Origin of the sequence: Huintestinicola sp. (genome assembly GCF_051882455.1) — a bacterium.
Taxonomy (GTDB): Bacteria; Bacillota; Clostridia; order Oscillospirales; family Ruminococcaceae; genus Huintestinicola.
Genome location: NZ_JBJERV010000007.1, coordinates 1 through 18,320, shown reverse-complemented (window position 1 = coordinate 18,320; position 18,320 = coordinate 1). Strand labels below are relative to the sequence as shown.

Below are 18,320 nucleotides of genomic sequence, written 5' to 3'. Positions count from 1 at the left end.
CGCCTGCCTTTGCCGCACGCTTCTGCGAGACCTTTGACTCCGATGAACGGCACGACTGATAAATATCTTTACAAAATGCAACCGCCGGTTGCATTTTTTGTAAGCTTTGCTTGGTTGAAAAGGTGTTTATAATACCGTATAATAAAAATAACGAAAGCGGACAGCGCGTATATCCGCAGAATGGAGAATAACAGATGATAGAATCAAATTTAAAGCGGCTTCGCAAGATGAGCGGACTGTCTCAGGAGCAGGTGGCGGAGAAGCTGAATGTTTCCCGTCAGGCGGTGGCAAAGTGGGAAAGCGGCGACAGTCTCCCCGATATCTACAACTGCCGAGCCCTTGCCGACCTGTACGATGTGACCCTTGACAGCCTTTTTGAAGCTGTTACGGACGGTGAGAAAAAGGACATAACTCCCCGGGGCAAGCACATTTTCGGTGCGGTCAGGGTGGGAAAGGACGGCAGCTTCAAGATACCCAAAAAGGCTTTGAAGATATTCGGCATAAAGGAAGGAGAGCTGCTCCTGGTGCTGGGAGATGAGTCTCAGGGCGGCTTAGCCCTCTGCAAGACCTCCTTCTTTTTGGACGTGCTCAAATCAATGAAAGCCGCAGGCTGCAAGGACATCACCCTTGAAGATGTTATCCCCTCGGAAAATGAGGGCGAGTGAAAGGAATAGCTATGGAAAATTCATCTGTAGAGATAAAAAACCTCAGAAAGACCTTCGGCAGTCTTACCGCCGTAAACGACCTCACCCTTGACATCGCCTCGGGAGAGCTTTTCGGACTGCTGGGCGTCAACGGCGCAGGAAAGACCACCACCATAAAAATGTTATCCTGCCTTACAAAGCCCGACAGCGGCGAAGCCTTTCTGGGCGGGAAGAGCATTATCACCGAAAGCAGTGAGGTAAAGCGGATAATTAACCTCTCCACTCAGGAAACTGCCGTAGCTCCCAAGCTTACGGTCAAGGAAAACCTTGAGTTTATGGCGGATATTTACGGCATCGACGACCCCAGGGGAGCAGTGGACAGGGTGATAAGCGAGCTTTCCCTCAGTTCTGTCCTTGACCGCAGGGCAAAGACCCTTTCGGGAGGCTGGCAGAGGAAGGTCAGCATTGCAATGGCACTTGTGACCTCACCGAGGATACTTTTCCTTGACGAGCCTACCTTAGGACTTGACGTGCTGGCAAGGCGGGAGCTGTGGAATGTCATAAAGGGACTTAAATCAAAAATGACCATTATCCTCACCACCCATTACCTTGACGAAGCGGAAGCCCTCTGCGACCGCATTGCAATTATGACAGGGGGCTGTCTCAGGGCAGTGGGAACAGCCGACGAGCTGAAAAAGCTTGCAGGCAAGGACACTTTCGAGGACGCATTTATCGAAATTGCCGAGAGAAGCGCAGGAAAGGAAGAAGCAGTATGAGAACGGCAGTATTTTCAAAAAGAAATCTCAAGGAGCTGCTCAGAGACCCGTTAAGCTACATATTCTGTCTCGGCTTTCCCATTGTAATGCTGCTCATTATGACGGTGGTAAACAGCAGCATACCCCCCGAGGCGGGAATGACTGTTTTCCGCATTGACAATCTGTCCGGCGGAATTGCTGTGTTCGGACTTTCCTTTGTAATGCTCTTTGCGGCGCTGCTCCTTTCACAGGACAGAACAGGCGCATTCCTTACCCGTCTCTATGCCTCTCCTATGAAGGCATGGGAGTTTATCGGCGGCTATTATCTGCCTATAATCCTTCTTTCGGTCATACAGTCGGTGATAACCTTCGCCGCTTCCTTTGTAATTGCTGCAGCGGAAGATGTGCAGATGAACATAGGCAGGGTGCTCCTTGCGCTCCTGTCCCTTATCCCCACAGCGGTGATGTTCATAGGCTTCGGACTGTTTTTCGGAAGCGTGATGGGCAGCAATGCCGCACCGGGACTTTGCTCCATAATCATCTCTGCCGCAGGAATGCTTGGCGGAATATGGATGGACGTTGAGAGCATAGGCGGCGGACTTCGCAGCGTCTGCCTTGCCCTGCCCTTCTACCACTCGGTAAGAGCTGTCCGCAGCATTATGGCAGGCAGTACCGCAAATCTCGGAACGGATATGCTCATTGTTCTGGCATACACCCTGGGAGCAGTCATTATTTCCGTTATAGCATTTCGGAAAAATATGGTAAAAGATAACAGATAAAAAAGGAGAGTCATTATGAAAATAGCGTGGTTCTGCATTCCCGCACACGGACACACAAATCCTACACTGGGCTTAGTAAAGGAAATGACCTCTGCGGGACATGAGGTATACTATTTCTCCTTTGAGCAGTTCAGGGAGAAGATAGAAAAGGCGGGAGCGGTTTTCATAAGCTGTGACGGCTGTGATTTTGAGATGGAGGACAAAGGAAATGCCGACAAGGTGGGAAAGGATATGGCTTTTGCCGCCGAGCTTCTCGTAAATTCCACCCTTGCGCTGGACGATAAGGTGTCGGAAATGGTAAAGGAGATAAAGCCCGACCTCATCGTGTCCGACTCGGTTGCATACTGGGGCAAGCTTACAGCAATGAAATACAATATCCCCTATGTTTCCTCGACTACCACCTTCGCATTCAACAATCACTCCTCAAGGTATATGAAGCAAGGACCCCTCGACCTCTTTAAAATGATGTTCACAATGCCCAAGGCTAATAAGCACATACAGAGACTCCGTGACAAGGGCTATCCCGTCAAAAGCATAATGGAGATAGTCACAAATGACAACGATACAAACACTGTTGTCTACACATCGGAATATTTCCAGCCCTGTGCGGAGACCTTCTCGGACAAGTACCGGTTCATCGGTCCCTCCATCAGACCCGTTGAAAAGCCGATGGAAAAGACCGGGGCTAAGACGGTTTACATCTCCATGGGCACGGTGGTGAAAAACGAGGAGATATACCGAAATGCCATCGAGGCGCTGAAAGGAACGGACTATCAGGTGATAATCTCCTGCGGCACAAACAGCCATGATCTCGGCACTCTCCCCGATAATATACAGGTTTACGAGTATGTTGACCAGATGGCTGTGCTGTCGATCGCCGATGTGTTCATCACCCACTGCGGAATGAACTCCGCTTCCGAGGGGCTGTATTTTGAAGTGCCGCTGATACTCTGTCCCCAGACTCCCGAGCAGGGAGCGGTTGCGGCGCGCACCGAGGAGCTTGGTGCAGGCATTTCGCTTTCGTCTGTGGGCAGGGAGGATATTTTAAAGGCGATAGAAACGGTGCTGAATGATACGAAGTACAAAAACGCCGCAAAAAAGATATCCGAAAGCTTTAAGTCCTGCGGCGGTGCTGCGGAGGCAAGAGCTTTCCTTGAATCGCTTGTGAAATAATATTCTCAATATCAATAACAAAAACTGCTCCCGACAATGCATCGGGAGCAGTCAGTCTGTCGATAAAGCGGATAAATGATAAAAGTTGCACAAATAAACACAACACTAAAAGTTTCGTCCACCTTTTCAAAGGTGGCAGGGGTCAAGGGGACGGCGTCCCCTTGTCGCCCTCCGCAGAGGGCGAAATCTCCTTTATCCTTCCAAAACGGAGCAAGGGGTGAGAAATGCGACAGCATTTCGAGGGGAGGCGGACACGACCGCCTCCCCTTCTTACAAGTTTTAGGTAACTTACCCTCAAAAACGTTCCGGTGGAACGTTTTTGACAAAGCAATTTTTACATTGGTTTGTGCATATTATATAATTATCATTTCTTTTTCGACAGATTGAACTGCTCCCGACAATGCAGCGTCGGGAGCAGTTTTTGTTATTGATATTAAATTACTTAGTAAGCTTCCAGATGTTCTTAGCGTACTCGTCAACAGCGCGGTCAGCGGAGAATATGCCTGCGCCTGCGATGTTGTGGAGAGACATCTTGTTCCACTTAGCCTTGTCCTTGTAGCACTCGGAAACGTACTGCTGAGCGGACTGGTAAGCGTCGAAGTCTGCAAGTACCATATAAGGATCCTTGAACTTGAGGGTGTCTGCGACCTCCTCGAAGGTGCAGCCGTTGATGCCGCTGTACATCTTTGCGAGAGCCTTGCGGATGACCTCGTTGTTGTTTACATACTCCTCGGGACGGTAGCCCTGAGCCTTCTTTGCAAGGACTTCCTCGGTGGTCATGCCGAAGATGAAGATGTTGTCCTTGCCGACCTGCTCCTTGATCTCAACGTTTGCGCCGTCAAGAGTACCGAGAGTAAGAGCGCCGTTGAGCATGAGCTTCATATTTCCTGTACCCGAAGCCTCTGTGCCTGCCAGAGAGATCTGCTCGGAAACCTCAGCTGCGGGCATGAGCAGCTCGGACATGGTTACGCGGTAGTCCTCAAGGAAGAACACCTGCAGCTTCTTGCTGATAACGGGATTCTTTCTTATCTCCTCGCCCAGAGCCCAGATCATCTTGATTATCTGCTTTGCAAGATAGTAGCCGGGAGCTGCCTTTGCAGCAAAGATATAGGTCTTGGGAGTAAATTCCATATTGGGATTTTCAAGCAGAGCGTTGTACTCGGCAATGATGTTCAGAGCGTTCAGGTTCTGTCTCTTGTATTCGTGGAGACGCTTTACCTGAACATCGAAGATAGCGTTTGTATTCAGGTCTACGCCGAAGTTCTGATGAACATATTTTGCAAAGCGCTTCTTGTTCTCAAGCTTGATCTTGGCAAGCTGGTCGAGGACCTTCTTGTCGTTTTCGTACTTGACAAAGCTTGAAAGCTCGGAAGCATTCTTCTTGAAGCCGTCGCCGATGGTCTCGGAAAGGAGGTTTGTAAGTCCGGGGTTGGACTGGAGGAGCCATCTTCTGTAAGCGATACCGTTGGTAACGTTCTGGAACTTGTGGGGAGTGTAGCTGTACTCGTTGCTGAATACATCGGTCTTGATGATCTCGGAGTGGAGCTTGGAAACACCGTTTACGCTGTGAGAAGCGCATACGCACAGGAGAGCCATGTGGATCTGGTTGTTCTGTACGATGGACATTCTGGAGACCTTGTTTCCGTCGCCGATCCTCTCCATAAGCTCCTCGCAGTAGCGGCGGTTGATCTCGCAGATGATGTCGAAGATACGGGGAGTGATCTGGCGGACAAGGTTAACGTCCCACTTTTCGAGAGCCTCAGCCATAACGGTGTGGTTGGTGTAAGCGAATGTATTTGTAACGATGTACCAGCTCTTGTCCCAGCTGTAGCCGCAGTCATCAAGGAGTATGCGCATAAGCTCGGGGATAGCAAGAGTGGGGTGAGTGTCGTTGATGTGGATAGCAACCTTTTCGTGGAGGTTGTCCAGAGTGCCGTAAACGGACATATGACGGTTAACGATATCGCCCACGGAAGCAGCGCACATAAAATACTGCTGGCGATATCTGAGGCTCTTGCCCTCAAGGTGGTTATCGTTGGGGTAGAGCACCTTGGAGATAGCCTGAGCAACGGTGTTCTGACCGAGAGCTCTTGCATAGTCGCCCTGGTTGAACATCTTCATATCGAAGGAGGGAGCCTTTGCCTGCCACAGTCTGAGAACGGAAACTCCGTCGCTGCCGTAGCCGGGAACGTACATATCATAGGGAACTGCAACAACGGTGTTGTAGTTAACATAGGAAACATGGTGATACTGCTGATCCCAGTACTCCTTCAGCTCGCCGTCAAAGTGAACTTCGATGGACTTGTCAGTCTTGGGAACCAGCCAGCAGTCGCCGCCGGGAAGCCAGTTATCGGGAAGCTCAGTCTGCCAGCCCTCTTCTATCTTCTGCTTGAAGATACCGTACTCGTAGCAGATGGAGTAGCCCATTGCGGGATAGCCGTCTGTAGCAAGACCGTCAAGGTAGCAGGCAGCAAGTCTGCCGAGACCGCCGTTTCCGAGACCTGCGTCGGGCTCGTAATCGTAAATTCTTTCGATATTGACGTCCCACTTCTTGAGGATATCCTCTACCATGTCGTTTATTTCAAGGTTGTAAAGGCTTGTCTTGAGGGAACGTCCCATAAGGAATTCCATTGAAAGGTAGTAAATTTCCTTTTTGCCTGCGGAGTGGGTCTGGTTTCTGAACTTTCTTCTCTTTGCTCTGAGGATCTCGACCACAACAGCCGAAAGAGCCTTGTAGATCTGGTTATCAGAAGCGTCGATGGGAGTAACATTGAACTCCACCTGCAGCTCCTGTCTGAGCTTTTCCTCAAAATCTTCCTTGTTGATAACAGGTATCATATTTCTTTCTCTCCTTACTCGAAATTATTTGCGGAACCTGAACTATCTACTGTAAAAATCTGCCTAAAAATATTATAAAATATCTGTGCAGTTTTTTCAATAGGAATATTAGACAAATATTTTTTCGACAATTGTGATTAACTGTCGTAAACGTTTAAGGAATATACAGAGCCGGGAAAGCGAACTTCAAAAATATGGTTTTTTTCGGTTGACATCATTGTCGGAATATGTTATAATCAGAGTGAAATTTTTATCCTGCAAAATAAACCGTAAAGGCTGGGAAAAAATATGACGGAAAAAAACAATACCATAGCAGTCTCCGAAAAGGTCATTAAAACGCATATGCTCTTTATTGCGGGCGTATGCCTTGTTTTCGGAATAGTAAATATCGTATCGGGAGCTGCCGCAGTAGGCGCAGTGACTATTGCCATAGGCATCATTGTTCCTGTGGCGGTCATGCTGCTTAAAAACAAGCTCAGCGGCTCTGTAAGAGGAATAATACTCTCTCAGGCTCAGCTGCTTGCCATAATCCTCATATCCTCCGCAAAGCATGAGATGCACGGAATGTTCCCGCTCATGCTGGCGTCAATGTCCATTGCCGCCGTTTATTACAATATCCTTAATATCAAGATACACTGGGTCATTATGGATATAGCCGTTGTCGGCGCGCTTTTTTTCAGAAGCTTTTTTTATCAGGGAGCAGGGCTTGAGTTCCTTATCAAGGGCATTATCGGAATGAATATATGCGCCACGCTGATAATGTATTTTATCAGGCAGAGCATAAAGTATATCGAGCAGTCCAGAGCCGCCGAGCAGAAAACATCTGGGCTTCTTGAGCAGATGAACGAGCAGGTGGACGGCAACAAGGCGCTTATGGCAAAGCAGGGAGACGTAGTTTCCCGTATAGCGGAGATATCCTCCAGCCTTAACAGCACCGCCTCCCTTATGGAGCAGATATCCTCCTCTCTCAGCGCCGACGCCGAGGAGCAGGAGGCTACTATCGGCAATATCGTTTCGGATATCGGAAATATCACAAATCAGGCTCATCTCAGTCTCAGCGAGTCTGAAAGCGCTTCCGAGTCTGCGAGAAAGAGCAACGAAACTCTCCGTTCCAGCAATGAAGAGGTCCGCAATATGGTAAATGCGATGGATGACATTGCAAAGGCTTCAAGAGAGATCGAGAGCATTATCAAAACTATCGAGGACATTGCCTTCCAGACCAATATCCTTGCTCTTAACGCCGCCGTTGAGGCTGCCCGGGCAGGCGACGCAGGCAAGGGCTTTGCGGTAGTTGCGGACGAGGTAAGAAATCTTGCCAACAAATCCGCCGAGGCTGCAAAGAACACCTCTTCCCTCATAGCCACAAGCATTGAGGCTGTAAGAGGCGGAACCGTTCTTGCCGAGGGCATTGCCGACAAGATGGACGATGTTATACGCATTTCCGAGGACAGCGCAAGACAGTCCGAGGAGATAAAGCGGCTTGCCGAGGGTCAGACCGCTTCTGCCGAGGCTGTGAAGATAAAGATGGACCAGATAGCCGAGGTGGTGGCGCAGATATCCCGCACCTCCGAAAGGAGCGCCGATACCGCCCGTTCCGTTACCGACGAGGTAAAGAGAATGAACGATATCGTAAAAGAGTTCAACTGATAAGTACATAAGAAGAACCGCCATTGACCTATAAAGCCAATGGCGGTTTTTGTATCACAAGTTATTATGCCACCGTATCAAACAGACTTCCCTTGGGGTCTGTCTCCGTTCCCGCGGAAAAATCGGGCTCGTTTTTCGCCTTTGTAACGGTGCGGGTCTCGCCCCCCGAAATATATGCCTTGCCGCATTCGGGGCATATGCCCGTTTTCAACCTGACGCTCTGGGAAACTACCTCCCTGCCCTCTCTGGCAGCCTCCGCACGGTTTCGGTAAACGTGCTCCATCTCGTGACCGCGCACAGCCGATGCAGCTGCTTCGGGAGCAACTTTCGAGGCAGTCTTGAAGGAAACTCCGGGATCGTCCGAGCCGTCCTGATATTTGCGGTTCTTGCAGGTCTGACATTCACCGTTTTGTTCATTAAGCTTTTCAAGCCTGTTTTCAAGATTGCTTATCCGCCTGTCGAGAGCGGCTATCTTGTTTGAGAGAGCGTTTTTGTCCGTAACCTTGTTCTGAGCGCCCACAAATTCCTCACGCTGCTTTTTAAGCTCGGTAAGCTTTCGCTGTATATTGGTGCCCGTATCTCCGCCCGAGACAAAGCCCCCGGGAGCGGCGGTGCCTGTTCCTATTGGCGATATTCCCATACATTTCCCCTCCTCTGCATATATGCATATTATTTTTATAATTATAACACATCTCGCAAAAAATTTCAAGAGGGAAACTTTAAAATATCACAAAATTATAGCAATCCACAAAAATATCCTGCCAAGTTCGGCGGTTCAAAGCTTGAATAGTGTCGTCACTCACCCTTGACAGGCGGCAAGCCTGCCTGCGGGTTCGTTCCTAACTCTTCAAGCTTTGCACTCGCCTCCTTTTGTCAGTTTATTTCTGTGTCTTGCTATAAATTGTAATAGCCTGTTTGTATAGTTACCGAGCCGTATGCCTGCCGTCCGTGTAAACTATAGAACGAGTGGCTGCAGGCTCAGCCTGCCTCAGCCTGCCTCAGCCTGCCTCAGCCTTTCTGCTGAGCTTTGCTCTGCTGCGGATGACCGCCGCAAGACCGAATGCCAGCACTACCGAAATAACGTCCTTGAGAAGATAGGGGACGCATACCAGCAGCACGCTCTGAAGGAAGCCGCCCTGCTTTATCATGGTAAACTGTGCAGCTCCGCAGAGATGACAGATGAGAAGTCCCGCAATTCCCAAAAGAATGGCAGGTATCTTCTTTGTCCTGTCCATTCCCAGACCGCAGAAAAACGCCATGATGATAAAGCCCCAGATAAATCCGCCTGTGGGGCCTGTGAGAGATGCAAGTCCGCCCTTGAAATTTGCAAAAACGGGCACGCCGATGGTGCCGATAAGCACATATACAGCCGCCGAAGCTGTTCCGAGCTTCATTCCTAAGGTGTAGCCCGCCAGCGCCACCGCAAAGGTCTGGAGCGTCACGGGCACTCCCGAGGGAATGGGTATCGCCACCTGGGAAAGAACGGCAATTACCGCCGCGAACATTCCCGTAAACGCCATATCCTTTGCGCTCAGCTTCTTTTTCGTATCACTCATAAAAAATGCCTCCTTTTTTCATTGCCTGTTTATCATAGCACATCGGGAAATATTTGTCAACATATAAATTGGATGTAGTTTACAATAACTCTGTTTTTTACTTTGATTTAATACATTCTGTGTTTCCCCTTGATTTATTTTACATAAACTGTAAAACGGTCAACAATAAAATATGCGGAAAATCGGTTGACGTTATGAGAAATTTATGATAAACTTTGAGTAAAGCTATGGGATATTTTCAATGGAAAGGAATGACAAAAATGACCGAAAAACAGCTTTCGGAGCTTTTGAGTGATATGACCGTAACGGAAAAGGTCGAGCAGCTTGTTCAGCTCAACGGTGATTTTTACGGCGGCGGAGACTTCCTCACAGGTCCTGCCGCACGCTTTCATCTTACGGATAACAGGGCGTACCGTATGGGCAGTATCTTAGGCTCGGACGGAGCAGTGCGCCTTAAAAAGCTCCAGGACGAGTTTATGAAGGAGCAGCCTCACCATATCCCCGCAATGTTCATGGCGGACGTTATCCACGGCTACAAGACCGCTTTTCCCGTGCCCATTGCCCTGGGAGCAGGCTTTGACCCCGAGCTTGTAAGAGAGACTGCCGAAGCTGCCGCAAAGGAAGCTTCTGCGGCAGGAATACACGTGACCTTCTCGCCCATGGCAGACCTTGCCCGCGACAGCCGCTGGGGACGGTGCATGGAGAGCTTCGGCGAGGACCCCTGCCTTAACTCGAAAATGACTGCCGCTGCAGTAAGGGGCTTTCAGGGGGAAAACTGCGGAGACAAGGGCAAAGTCGCCTCCTGCTTCAAGCATTTTGCCGCATACGGCGCAGTGCAGTCCGGAAGGGACTACAACGTTGCCGAGCTTTCGGAAAGGACTCTTTTCGAGGACTATCTCCCTGCCTATGAGGCAGCTGTAAATGCGGGGGCTGAGATGGCAATGACCGCATTCAACACCCTTGACCGTATTCCCTGCACCATATCCCGAAAGCTTCTCCGTGACGTTCTCAGGGAGAAAATGGGCTTTGAGGGCGTGCTGATAAGCGACTATAACGCTATCGGCGAGACCATAATTCACGGTGCGGCGGAGGACAGCCGCGACGCAGCGGAAAAGGCAATGAATTCGGGCGTGGACATTGATATGATGTCCGACTGCTATCTCGATAACCTTGAGGAGCTGGTAAAGAGCGGCGAGGTGTCCGAAGAACTGCTTGACGAGGCAGTAATGCGTGTGCTGCGGCTCAAAAACAAGCTGGGGCTTTTTGAAGCTCCCTACAAGGACGCTTCCGAGGAGGAGGAAAAACGGCTTCTCTGCTGCAGGGAGCATCTGGAGCTTTCCCGAAAGGCTGCGGAGGAATGTATGGTGCTGCTCAAAAACAACGGCATACTTCCGCTGAGGGCAAAAAAAATTGCCGTCATAGGCTCACTCTGCGAGAGCAGGGATATCGTAGGCTCCTGGGCTATTTTTGCGGACAATTCAAAGACCGTTACCCTGAGAGCCGCTCTTGAGGAGCTTTGCCCCGATATTGGATTTGAATTTATACCATCTGACATTCCCGATGAAAAAGCCCTTGCAGCCGCAAAGAATGCAGAAGCGGTCATTCTTGCCCTGGGCGAAGACCAGCTGGGAACGGGCGAGTCAAGAAGTCTGGCGGACATATCTCTCCCCGAGGAGCAAAGGCGGCTGTTTGAGGAAATATCTGCCGTAAATCAGAGTACCGTCGTTCTCCTTTTCGGCGGCAGACCCCTTGCCATACCCGAGCTTGCGGAAAAAGCGGCGGCGATACTGGAGCTGTGGCTCCCGGGAACGGCAGGCTGCCTTGCAGCGGCGGATATCCTTTCGGGAAAGGTATCTCCCTCGGGAAGGCTTTCAATGAGCTTCCCATTCTGCTCGGGACAGCTTCCCATAAGCTACAGCGCATTCAATACGGGCAGACCCAAGGATAGCGGGGCAAAGGGCTTTATCCCCTTCATTTCAAATTACATGGACGTTCCCAATATCCCCCTCTACCCCTTCGGCTACGGACTTTCCTACACAAGCTTTGAATATTCTCCCGTTACTCTCGACAGGGATATTCTTACGGCAGACGGAAAGATAACTGCAAGTGTTAAGGTGAAGAATACGGGCGGCAGAACGGGAAAAGAGGTCGTTCAGCTTTATATCCGCGACGTCAGGGGCAGCGTTGTCCGTCCGCTGAGAGAGCTTAAAGACTTTAGGAAAATATCCCTTGCCCCCGGTGAGGAACAGATCGTTTCCTTTGAGATGACCGAGGATATGCTGAGATTTTACGATATCAATATGGAGCGTACCGCCGAAAAGGGCAGCTTTATCCTGTACATCGGTCCCGACAGCACAACGGAAAATCAGGCGGAGTTCAGACTGGTATGAGTATGAAAATAAAAAAGCTTCTTAGGTTTATCCCCGCTCTGGTCATAATGCTTGTTATCTTCTTCTTTTCCGCACAGACGGGGACCGAGTCAACGGCAGTGAGCGACGGCGTTATTTCCGCGGCGGCGGGAGAGGAAAATGTGGACAGTCATCTGCTTACGGTAATAGTCAGAAAAAGCGCCCATTTTCTGGAATATGCCGCCCTGGGAGCAGCGATATATTTCGGAATGAGGGGCGTGGGAACGGATAAAAAGCAGGGAAAGCGGCTCCTTTTATCCGCCTTGTTCGGGGCGCTTTACGCCGTTTCCGACGAGCTGCATCAGTATTTCGTTCCGGGACGGGCGTGTATGGTCACAGATATGCTCATCGACGCCTGCGGGGCGGTATGCGGACCTGTCCTTCTGCTCTTTGTTATAAATGCGGCGGAAAGGTTCATGCTTAATATGAAGCTTGGTCAAAAACAATAAATAACATGGCGCAAGTTCATATGATATGTTAATTGAAATTATATCCCGCAGATGGTAAAATTATATTTATTAAAGCAGGACGGGCGCCCCGCGGAAGCTATGGGGCGCTGTCCGTAATATGAAAGGAATGAAGCAGATGAAAAAAAGATTTTTGTCATTGCTGATCTCCATGGCTATGGTACTTAGCCTTTGCTGCGGTCTGGGCTTTTCCGCAAGCGCAGCTGAGGTATCCGTTTCTTTGCCGTGGAAAACGATTACAATTTCTAAGGGCAAATCTGTAACGCTTACTCCCGAGGTGTCGGGAAAGAAGGACTACACTCTTGAATGGTCCACCTCCGACAAGAATGTGGTATCTGTGACCTCACAGGGAAAGGTCACAGGCGTTAAGAACGGCAGCGCCACCGTTACCGTAAAGGTGAAGGGAACAAAGGCAAAGGCTTCTGTGGAAGTTACCGTAGGAACCAAGGTCTCCTCAGTCACCGTTCCCGACAGCAGCATCACTCTCAAAAAGGGCGGCACATATACCGTCAAGCCCACAGTTTCCCCCTCCAAGGCTTCAAATAAGAAGCTGAGCTACTCCACCTCCGACAAGAGCGTGGCAACAGTAAGCTCCAAGGGCGTTATCACCGCCGTAAAGGCAGGCACCGCAAAGATAACCGTCAAGTCCACAGACGGCAGCGGCAAAAAGGCTGTCATAACCGTCAAGGTCACATCAACGGGCAAGTCCGATACCGAGAGCAGCACAGGCACTTCCTCCAAGAAGCCCTCTGCAAAGGCTACAAAGGATTTTGATACAAAGATGACCTCTATGGATATTGTAAAGGATATGGGCGCAGGCTGGAACCTGGGCAACTCTCTTGACGCGCTGGGAACAGGTCTTAACTCCGAGACCGCCTGGGGCAATCCCAAGACCACCAAGGATATGATAGACGATATCTGCAAGGCAGGCTTCAAGACTATAAGAATACCCGTTTCCTGGGGCAAGCACTGCGACTCCAAGGGAAATGTGGACAAGGACTGGATGAAGCGCGTAAAGGAAGTAGTTGACTACGCATACAGCAACGGCGTTTACGTTATCCTCAATTCCCACCATGACAACAGCTATTATGATATCGGCGGCTGCGTAAAGAGCGAGGAAACTCTTAACAGGTCCGTAAAGAAGATGACCACCCTCTGGACTCAGATAGCAAACACCTTCAAGGACTATGACGAGCACCTCATCTTTGAGACCCTGAACGAACCCCGCACCGAGGGCAGCGCAAAGGAATGGTCGGGCGGAACGGCAGAGGAGAGAGAGGTCGTTTACACTCTCAACGAGAAAATAGTAGCCGCTATCCGCAAAACAGGCGGCAACAATGCATACCGTCACATTATGGTGCCCGCATATGCGGCTACCTCCTCCACGAACATTCTCAAGCAGCTGGAGCTTCCCGACGATGACAGGATCATCGTTTCCGTTCACGCATATAACCCCTATTTCTTCGCAATGGACGCAAACGGCTCGGGAACCTTTACCGACAACGACAAGAAGGAGCTTGACAAGTTCTTCAAGGAACTCAACAGCATTTTCGTAAGCAAGGGCATTCCCGTAGTTATCGGCGAATTCGGCGCAACAAACAAGAATAACCTTGAGGACCGTGTTGCCTGGGCGAAATACTATGTAAGCGGCGCAGGCAAGTACAATATACCCTGCGTGCTCTGGGACAATAACTCAGGCAGAAGGAGCGGCGGTGAATGCTTCGGCATTTACAGCAGAGAGAAAAAGGCATTCAACTATCCCGAGATAGTTGAGGCTATCGTTCAGGCTGCTAAATAAGTTTATTTAAGATGCCGCACAAGGCTTTTAATACAGCTTTGTGCGGCGCTTTTTTGTTATCCCTTATAGGTAAAAATATAGGCAATGTTCACAAATATCTGCTTGAACAGGCTTTGGAAATGTGGCAGAATAAATACAGGATAATTCGGCTTTCGGAGAGGAAGGATAAAAATGAAGGCTAAAAATATTCTGAAAGGTCTGTTAAGGACTGCCGCTCTGCTTTGTGCCGCACTTATGCTGACCGCTTCGGCAGGCTTTTCCGTTTCGGCGCAGAAATATACGGCAGATGATTTCGTTCACGCCGAGGGCAGAAGGATAATAGGAACGGACGGCAAGGAGCTTCATATCAAGGGAATGGCTCTGGGAAACAGCGTCTGGAGCGATCCGCAGTCCCCGGATATGACCCATCATAATGAAAAGACCTACAAGGAGCTTTCGGAAATGGGCTTTAACTGCGTCAGGTTTTATATCAATTACGGTCTGTTTGAAAGCGACAATGCTCCGTATCATTACAAAAAGTCGGGCTTTAAGTGGCTTGACAAAAACATCGCCTGGGCAAAAAAATACGGTATGGGCATAATAATAAATATGCACTGCCCCCAGGGCGGATATCAGTCAAACGGCGATGGGCTTGAGCTATGGAACAGCAAACAGGCTCAGGACAGGCTTGCCGCGCTCTGGAAAAGGATAGCAAAGCGCTATGCCGATGAGCCGACGGTATGGGGCTATGGGCTGATAAACGAGCCTGTGGTTCCCATGAGGGAGACAATGGAGGAGACATACGGGCAGTTTAACAGTCTTATGCAGAGACTTGCTTCCGAAATAAGAAGCGTTTCCCCATATCAGGCGGTCTTTGCAGAGGGCGTGGGAGCTGCTGTTAAAACGAGCGGTGAACGGGAATACGAATATTTCACTCCCGAACATTCCTTTGCGGATATTGACGATGACAATGTGGTTTACGAGTTCCATAAATACGACCCCTTTTTCTTCACCCATCAGAACACAGGCTGGGCGGGTACCGAGGGCATCACAATGACCTATCCTTCCGAGGAGATAGTGGGGGAGAAGGTAATAAACGGCTGGGTAAAATGTCTGCCCGCATCAAAAAGATCGGTGGGTCCCAATGGCTGGGCGTATTTTGAAAGCAGGACCGTTTCCCTGACCTCAAAGGCGAATGTGGTCACACCTGTTGTCACAGCTTCGTCTCTCGGGGACGGTGCCGTATATTTTGACGATATCACCCTTACGGAGATATCGCCGGACGGCAAGCGCAGGACGCTCTTTTCAGCCGATTTCTCGGACGGGGCGGTGAACGGCAGCTCCTGGAGCGAGGACGGGAGCGGCATTTCCGAATACTGCGCCGATGAGGGCAATAAGGCTGCGGGCTGCCTGAAAATTTCGGGCACTGCTTCGTTTTATGTGCATAACTTCAAGCGGTATGAAATGAAAAAGGGATATAAATATATGGTCTCGGGCTATATAAAATGTGACAGCGGTTCCCCCGAGATAAGAATGGATATGTCTCTGAGCGGGAATATCCAAAGCTTTGACAAGGCTTATCTTGAGTCCTGCGTACTGCCCTATGTACGGTTTTCAAAAAAGCATGATGTTCCCATTTATCTGGGCGAGTTCGGCGTTATTTCGGAAGGCCTTGAAAACGGACGCAACGGCATGGGCTGGGTAAGGGATATGATAAGCATATGCCAAAAATATAACATCGGCTTTAACTATCACGTATACAACGAGCCTGCCTTCGGTCTGTATGACGATTATCCGAAAGGCAGGAACGAGGAGCTTGCCGAGCTTTTCAGGGAAATGCTGAAAAAACAGCAGTGATTTTTCGGGACAGGGGTGACCTTGTCCTCTTTTTTTCCAAAACCGCCTTGACAACAGGAAAAAGAAATAGTATAATTAAAATAGATAACTGTGAAAAGAGGACGCTATGACAGTATATTGGATAATGCTCCTGCTGTCTGCGGGACTGGGTATCCCCCTGTGCGGACTTTGCGAAAGAAAAGAGAGCAGAACAGTTCTGCTTTACTGTGTTCTGTCGGGAGCGGCGCTTACCCTTATATCCGCCCTGCGATTTGGCGTGGGCTACGATTACAACCTTTACGCAGGCTGGTTCTACGACCTGAATTTCGTGGACTTTGACGGACTTCGGGGCGGCAGGCAGGAGATAGGGCTGTTTTATCCCTTAAAGCTTCTGAATATCTTCACCTCCGACTATGCGGCTGCGTTCCCTCTTATATCACTGCTTATTTATCCGCCCCTTATGACCTATATTTACCGTCATTCCGACGACCCCTGGATAAGCGTCACGGCTTTTCTGGGAATGGGGCTGTTTTTTAACTCAATAAATTTTATGCGCCAATTTCTTGCGGCGGTGATATGCGCCTTTGCCTTTGAATACGCCGTTAAGGGCTGTAAGATGAGATATCTGCTGCTGATACTGTTTGCCTCCGTGTTTCACCGCTCTGCCCTGTTTCTGCTTCCCTGCTTTATATTTGCTTATATAGGCTGGAATATGATGACCCTTGCTGTGACAGCAGTGCTGTCGGCAGGCGCGTATGTCTTTTCGGAGCAGCTGCTGGGGCTTGTTACGCGGTTTGTCTATTCGGATTATAATATAGAGAGCGGCAGAGATATGGTAAACGGTCTGCCCATTGCATATACTGTGATGTACGGCGTGCTGTTCCTGGCGGCGTTTGCCCTGAGAGACCGTATGAACGGGGAAAAGCGCAGTATCAATATGATAATATGGTGCTGCTTTGCCGCATTTTTCTTTGAGCTTATCGGCTCAAGGTATGCCGCTGTTTCAAGGCTTGCCCTGCTGTTTTTTATCCCGGCGGTGTGTCTCGGAGCGCCGAAAATTTTCGCTGCTGTATATGACATGGCGGGGAAGAGAAAAAAGGGCGCGGGCATTGCGGCAATACTTGCGGCGGCGCTTGTTCTGTCGGGAAATTACGCCCTGCTTTTAAACCGAAATTACAACGGCGCAGTCCCGTACAAAACTATTTTTGAAAGGACGGAAGTAAAGTGAAGCTGTCCTTTTATCCCTCCACCGTCACCGAGGATATGGCACTTTGTCTGTGCGTTTCCTATGTGTCCGCCTGTGCGGGCAGAGACGATTTTATCCCCGATGAAGCGGCAGGCGCACTGAGAGGCGCGGCGGCGGTGCTTGTGCTTGTATGCTGGTTTGTGATGTCATTTTTAAACGGGCTGAGAATGAGAAAGCGTTTTGCTCTGGGAATGTGCCTGTGGCTTACGCTTCCCCCCGCGATACAGCTCGGGGTATCGGGAATAAGAGTGATCAAATTCAGCGATATCGGGCTTGCGGCGGATAAGCTCTGCCTGATAATTTCAAGGCTTCCCTTTGCCGAGCTTGAAAAGGCTATGGGAATAAACGGAAATATATTCTCCGTAATGACGGCAGTGCTTGGGCTTATGCTGTTCGGAGCGGGATATTTATATACAAAAAAGATGATACAAGGCTGTGAAAGGAACGATATATTATGAAAAAGAGCTTTTCTGTTATTGCTGCGGCTGTTATCGCCGCTTCTATGGCTGTTTCCGTAAGCGCTGCGGATTATTCTTCCAATCCCGGTTATACTCTTCCCCCTGCAGTGCCTTCCGCACCTTCGGGTCAGAGCGGAAATTCTGCTCCCGCAGGCTCCTCGGCTGCAAATCCCCTTGAGATAATCGAGAAGAAGGATATCAGAGCAGCCGTTGCCAAGGGCGAGCCTGTTTATGCCTCCTACGAGACCGCTCAGCTGAAGGCAAACGCTATGGCTATGCTGGCAGGCAAGGACGGCGGCGTTCTTACCGTTATCACCAAGCGCTACACCGCTGTTATCGACGGCGACAGCGTTACCGACCCCAAGGACATCAGCCTTGCCATTAAAATGACCAGATCCGAGGCTCAGGGCGCAATGATACTCAGAACAGAGCAGCAAGGCTCCTTCGGCTGCACCGTTGAGATACACATCTCCTCCAAATACTACACTCAGTGCGGCATAGATCTGAAGACCGCTCACGTTTACTATGTGGACGAGGACAAGAACGTGATCGATATGGGTCCTCTTGCTTTCGACAATGACGGAAACATCGTGGTAACTATGACCGACGGCGGAAAATATATCATTATGTGACAATACGGCATTTATAAAAGAGCGGATATCCCGACGGTGGTATCCGCTTCAGCTTGTCGATAAAGTGTTTAGATAAAAAAATTTGCACAAATAAGGTCATAGTA

The 18,320-nt window shown here is 49.7% G+C and carries 15 protein-coding genes; 12 read left to right on the top strand and 3 right to left on the bottom strand.

The genetic code is table 11. The features are described from left to right. The first annotated feature begins 194 nt into the window (after window positions 1-194). The 4 genes from ACI4J0_RS01035 to ACI4J0_RS01020 are packed head-to-tail and all read left to right on the top strand — an operon-like array spanning window position 195 to window position 3,351. On the top strand, window positions 195-665 hold the full coding sequence (locus ACI4J0_RS01035) for a helix-turn-helix transcriptional regulator (RefSeq protein ID WP_439763960.1): 471 nt from the start codon (window positions 195-197) through the stop codon (window positions 663-665). Window positions 666-676: 11 nt separating this feature from the next. Further along, window positions 677-1,420 (top strand): ABC transporter ATP-binding protein, encoded by a 744-nt coding sequence (locus ACI4J0_RS01030; protein ID WP_439763959.1) that lies wholly within the window; start codon window positions 677-679, stop codon window positions 1,418-1,420. Further along, window positions 1,417-2,178 (top strand): ABC transporter permease, encoded by a 762-nt coding sequence (locus ACI4J0_RS01025; protein ID WP_439763958.1) that lies wholly within the window; start codon window positions 1,417-1,419, stop codon window positions 2,176-2,178. The genes ACI4J0_RS01030 and ACI4J0_RS01025 overlap by 4 nt, the downstream gene beginning before the upstream one ends. Window positions 2,179-2,193: 15 nt before the next feature. Continuing rightward, window positions 2,194-3,351: a macrolide family glycosyltransferase gene (locus ACI4J0_RS01020; RefSeq protein ID WP_439763957.1), complete on the top strand. Its 1,158-nt coding sequence runs from the start codon at window positions 2,194-2,196 to the stop codon at window positions 3,349-3,351. A gap of 438 nt (window positions 3,352-3,789) precedes the next feature. Here the strand turns inward: ACI4J0_RS01020 and ACI4J0_RS01015 are convergent, their stop codons facing one another. Continuing rightward, window positions 3,790-6,189 carry a glycogen/starch/alpha-glucan phosphorylase gene (locus ACI4J0_RS01015; RefSeq protein ID WP_439763956.1) on the bottom strand — a complete coding sequence of 800 codons (2,400 nt, stop codon included), beginning with the start codon at window positions 6,187-6,189 and terminating at the stop codon, window positions 3,790-3,792. Window positions 6,190-6,477: 288 nt separating this feature from the next. Here ACI4J0_RS01015 and ACI4J0_RS01010 point away from each other — a divergent pair, with 288 nt between their 5' ends. Further along, window positions 6,478-7,836, top strand: a complete 1,359-nt coding sequence (locus ACI4J0_RS01010; protein WP_439763955.1) for a methyl-accepting chemotaxis protein — start codon at window positions 6,478-6,480, stop codon at window positions 7,834-7,836. A 64-nt stretch (window positions 7,837-7,900) separates the two neighbouring features. Here ACI4J0_RS01010 and ACI4J0_RS01005 read toward each other — a convergent pair whose 3' ends face one another. Continuing rightward, on the bottom strand, window positions 7,901-8,476 hold the full coding sequence (locus ACI4J0_RS01005; RefSeq protein ID WP_439763954.1) for a hypothetical protein: 576 nt from the start codon (window positions 8,474-8,476) through the stop codon (window positions 7,901-7,903). A gap of 358 nt (window positions 8,477-8,834) precedes the next feature. Next, window positions 8,835-9,392: a biotin transporter BioY gene (locus ACI4J0_RS01000; protein ID WP_439763953.1), complete on the bottom strand. Its 558-nt coding sequence runs from the start codon at window positions 9,390-9,392 to the stop codon at window positions 8,835-8,837. 260 nt (window positions 9,393-9,652) lie between these two features. On the opposite strand from ACI4J0_RS01000, the gene ACI4J0_RS00995 reads away from it, so the two are divergent. The 7 genes from ACI4J0_RS00995 to ACI4J0_RS00965 all read left to right on the top strand — a co-directional run bounded on the left by ACI4J0_RS00995 (window position 9,653) and on the right by ACI4J0_RS00965 (window position 18,216). After that, window positions 9,653-11,782 (top strand): glycoside hydrolase family 3 N-terminal domain-containing protein, encoded by a 2,130-nt coding sequence (locus tag ACI4J0_RS00995; RefSeq protein WP_439763952.1) that lies wholly within the window; start codon window positions 9,653-9,655, stop codon window positions 11,780-11,782. Further along, window positions 11,779-12,249: a VanZ family protein gene (locus ACI4J0_RS00990; protein WP_439763951.1), complete on the top strand. Its 471-nt coding sequence runs from the start codon at window positions 11,779-11,781 to the stop codon at window positions 12,247-12,249. The genes ACI4J0_RS00995 and ACI4J0_RS00990 overlap by 4 nt, the downstream gene beginning before the upstream one ends. A gap of 136 nt (window positions 12,250-12,385) precedes the next feature. Continuing rightward, window positions 12,386-14,065 carry a cellulase family glycosylhydrolase gene (locus ACI4J0_RS00985; RefSeq protein ID WP_439763950.1) on the top strand — a complete coding sequence of 560 codons (1,680 nt, stop codon included), beginning with the start codon at window positions 12,386-12,388 and terminating at the stop codon, window positions 14,063-14,065. A 171-nt stretch (window positions 14,066-14,236) separates the two neighbouring features. Continuing rightward, the gene (locus tag ACI4J0_RS00980) at window positions 14,237-15,901 is read left to right on the top strand and encodes a glycoside hydrolase family 5 protein (RefSeq protein ID WP_439763949.1); all 1,665 of its coding nucleotides are present in this window, start codon (window positions 14,237-14,239) and stop codon (window positions 15,899-15,901) included. A 106-nt stretch (window positions 15,902-16,007) separates the two neighbouring features. Next, window positions 16,008-17,108, top strand: coding sequence for an EpsG family protein (locus ACI4J0_RS00975; RefSeq protein ID WP_439763948.1), 1,101 nt, complete (start codon window positions 16,008-16,010; stop codon window positions 17,106-17,108). Continuing rightward, complete coding sequence (locus ACI4J0_RS00970) at window positions 17,105-17,584, top strand: hypothetical protein (protein WP_439763947.1); 480 nt, start codon at window positions 17,105-17,107, stop codon at window positions 17,582-17,584. Before ACI4J0_RS00975 ends, ACI4J0_RS00970 begins: the two co-directional genes overlap by 4 nt. Beyond that, the gene (locus tag ACI4J0_RS00965; protein ID WP_439763946.1) at window positions 17,581-18,216 is read left to right on the top strand and encodes a hypothetical protein; all 636 of its coding nucleotides are present in this window, start codon (window positions 17,581-17,583) and stop codon (window positions 18,214-18,216) included. The genes ACI4J0_RS00970 and ACI4J0_RS00965 overlap by 4 nt, the downstream gene beginning before the upstream one ends. Window positions 18,217-18,320: the final 104 nt, after the last annotated feature.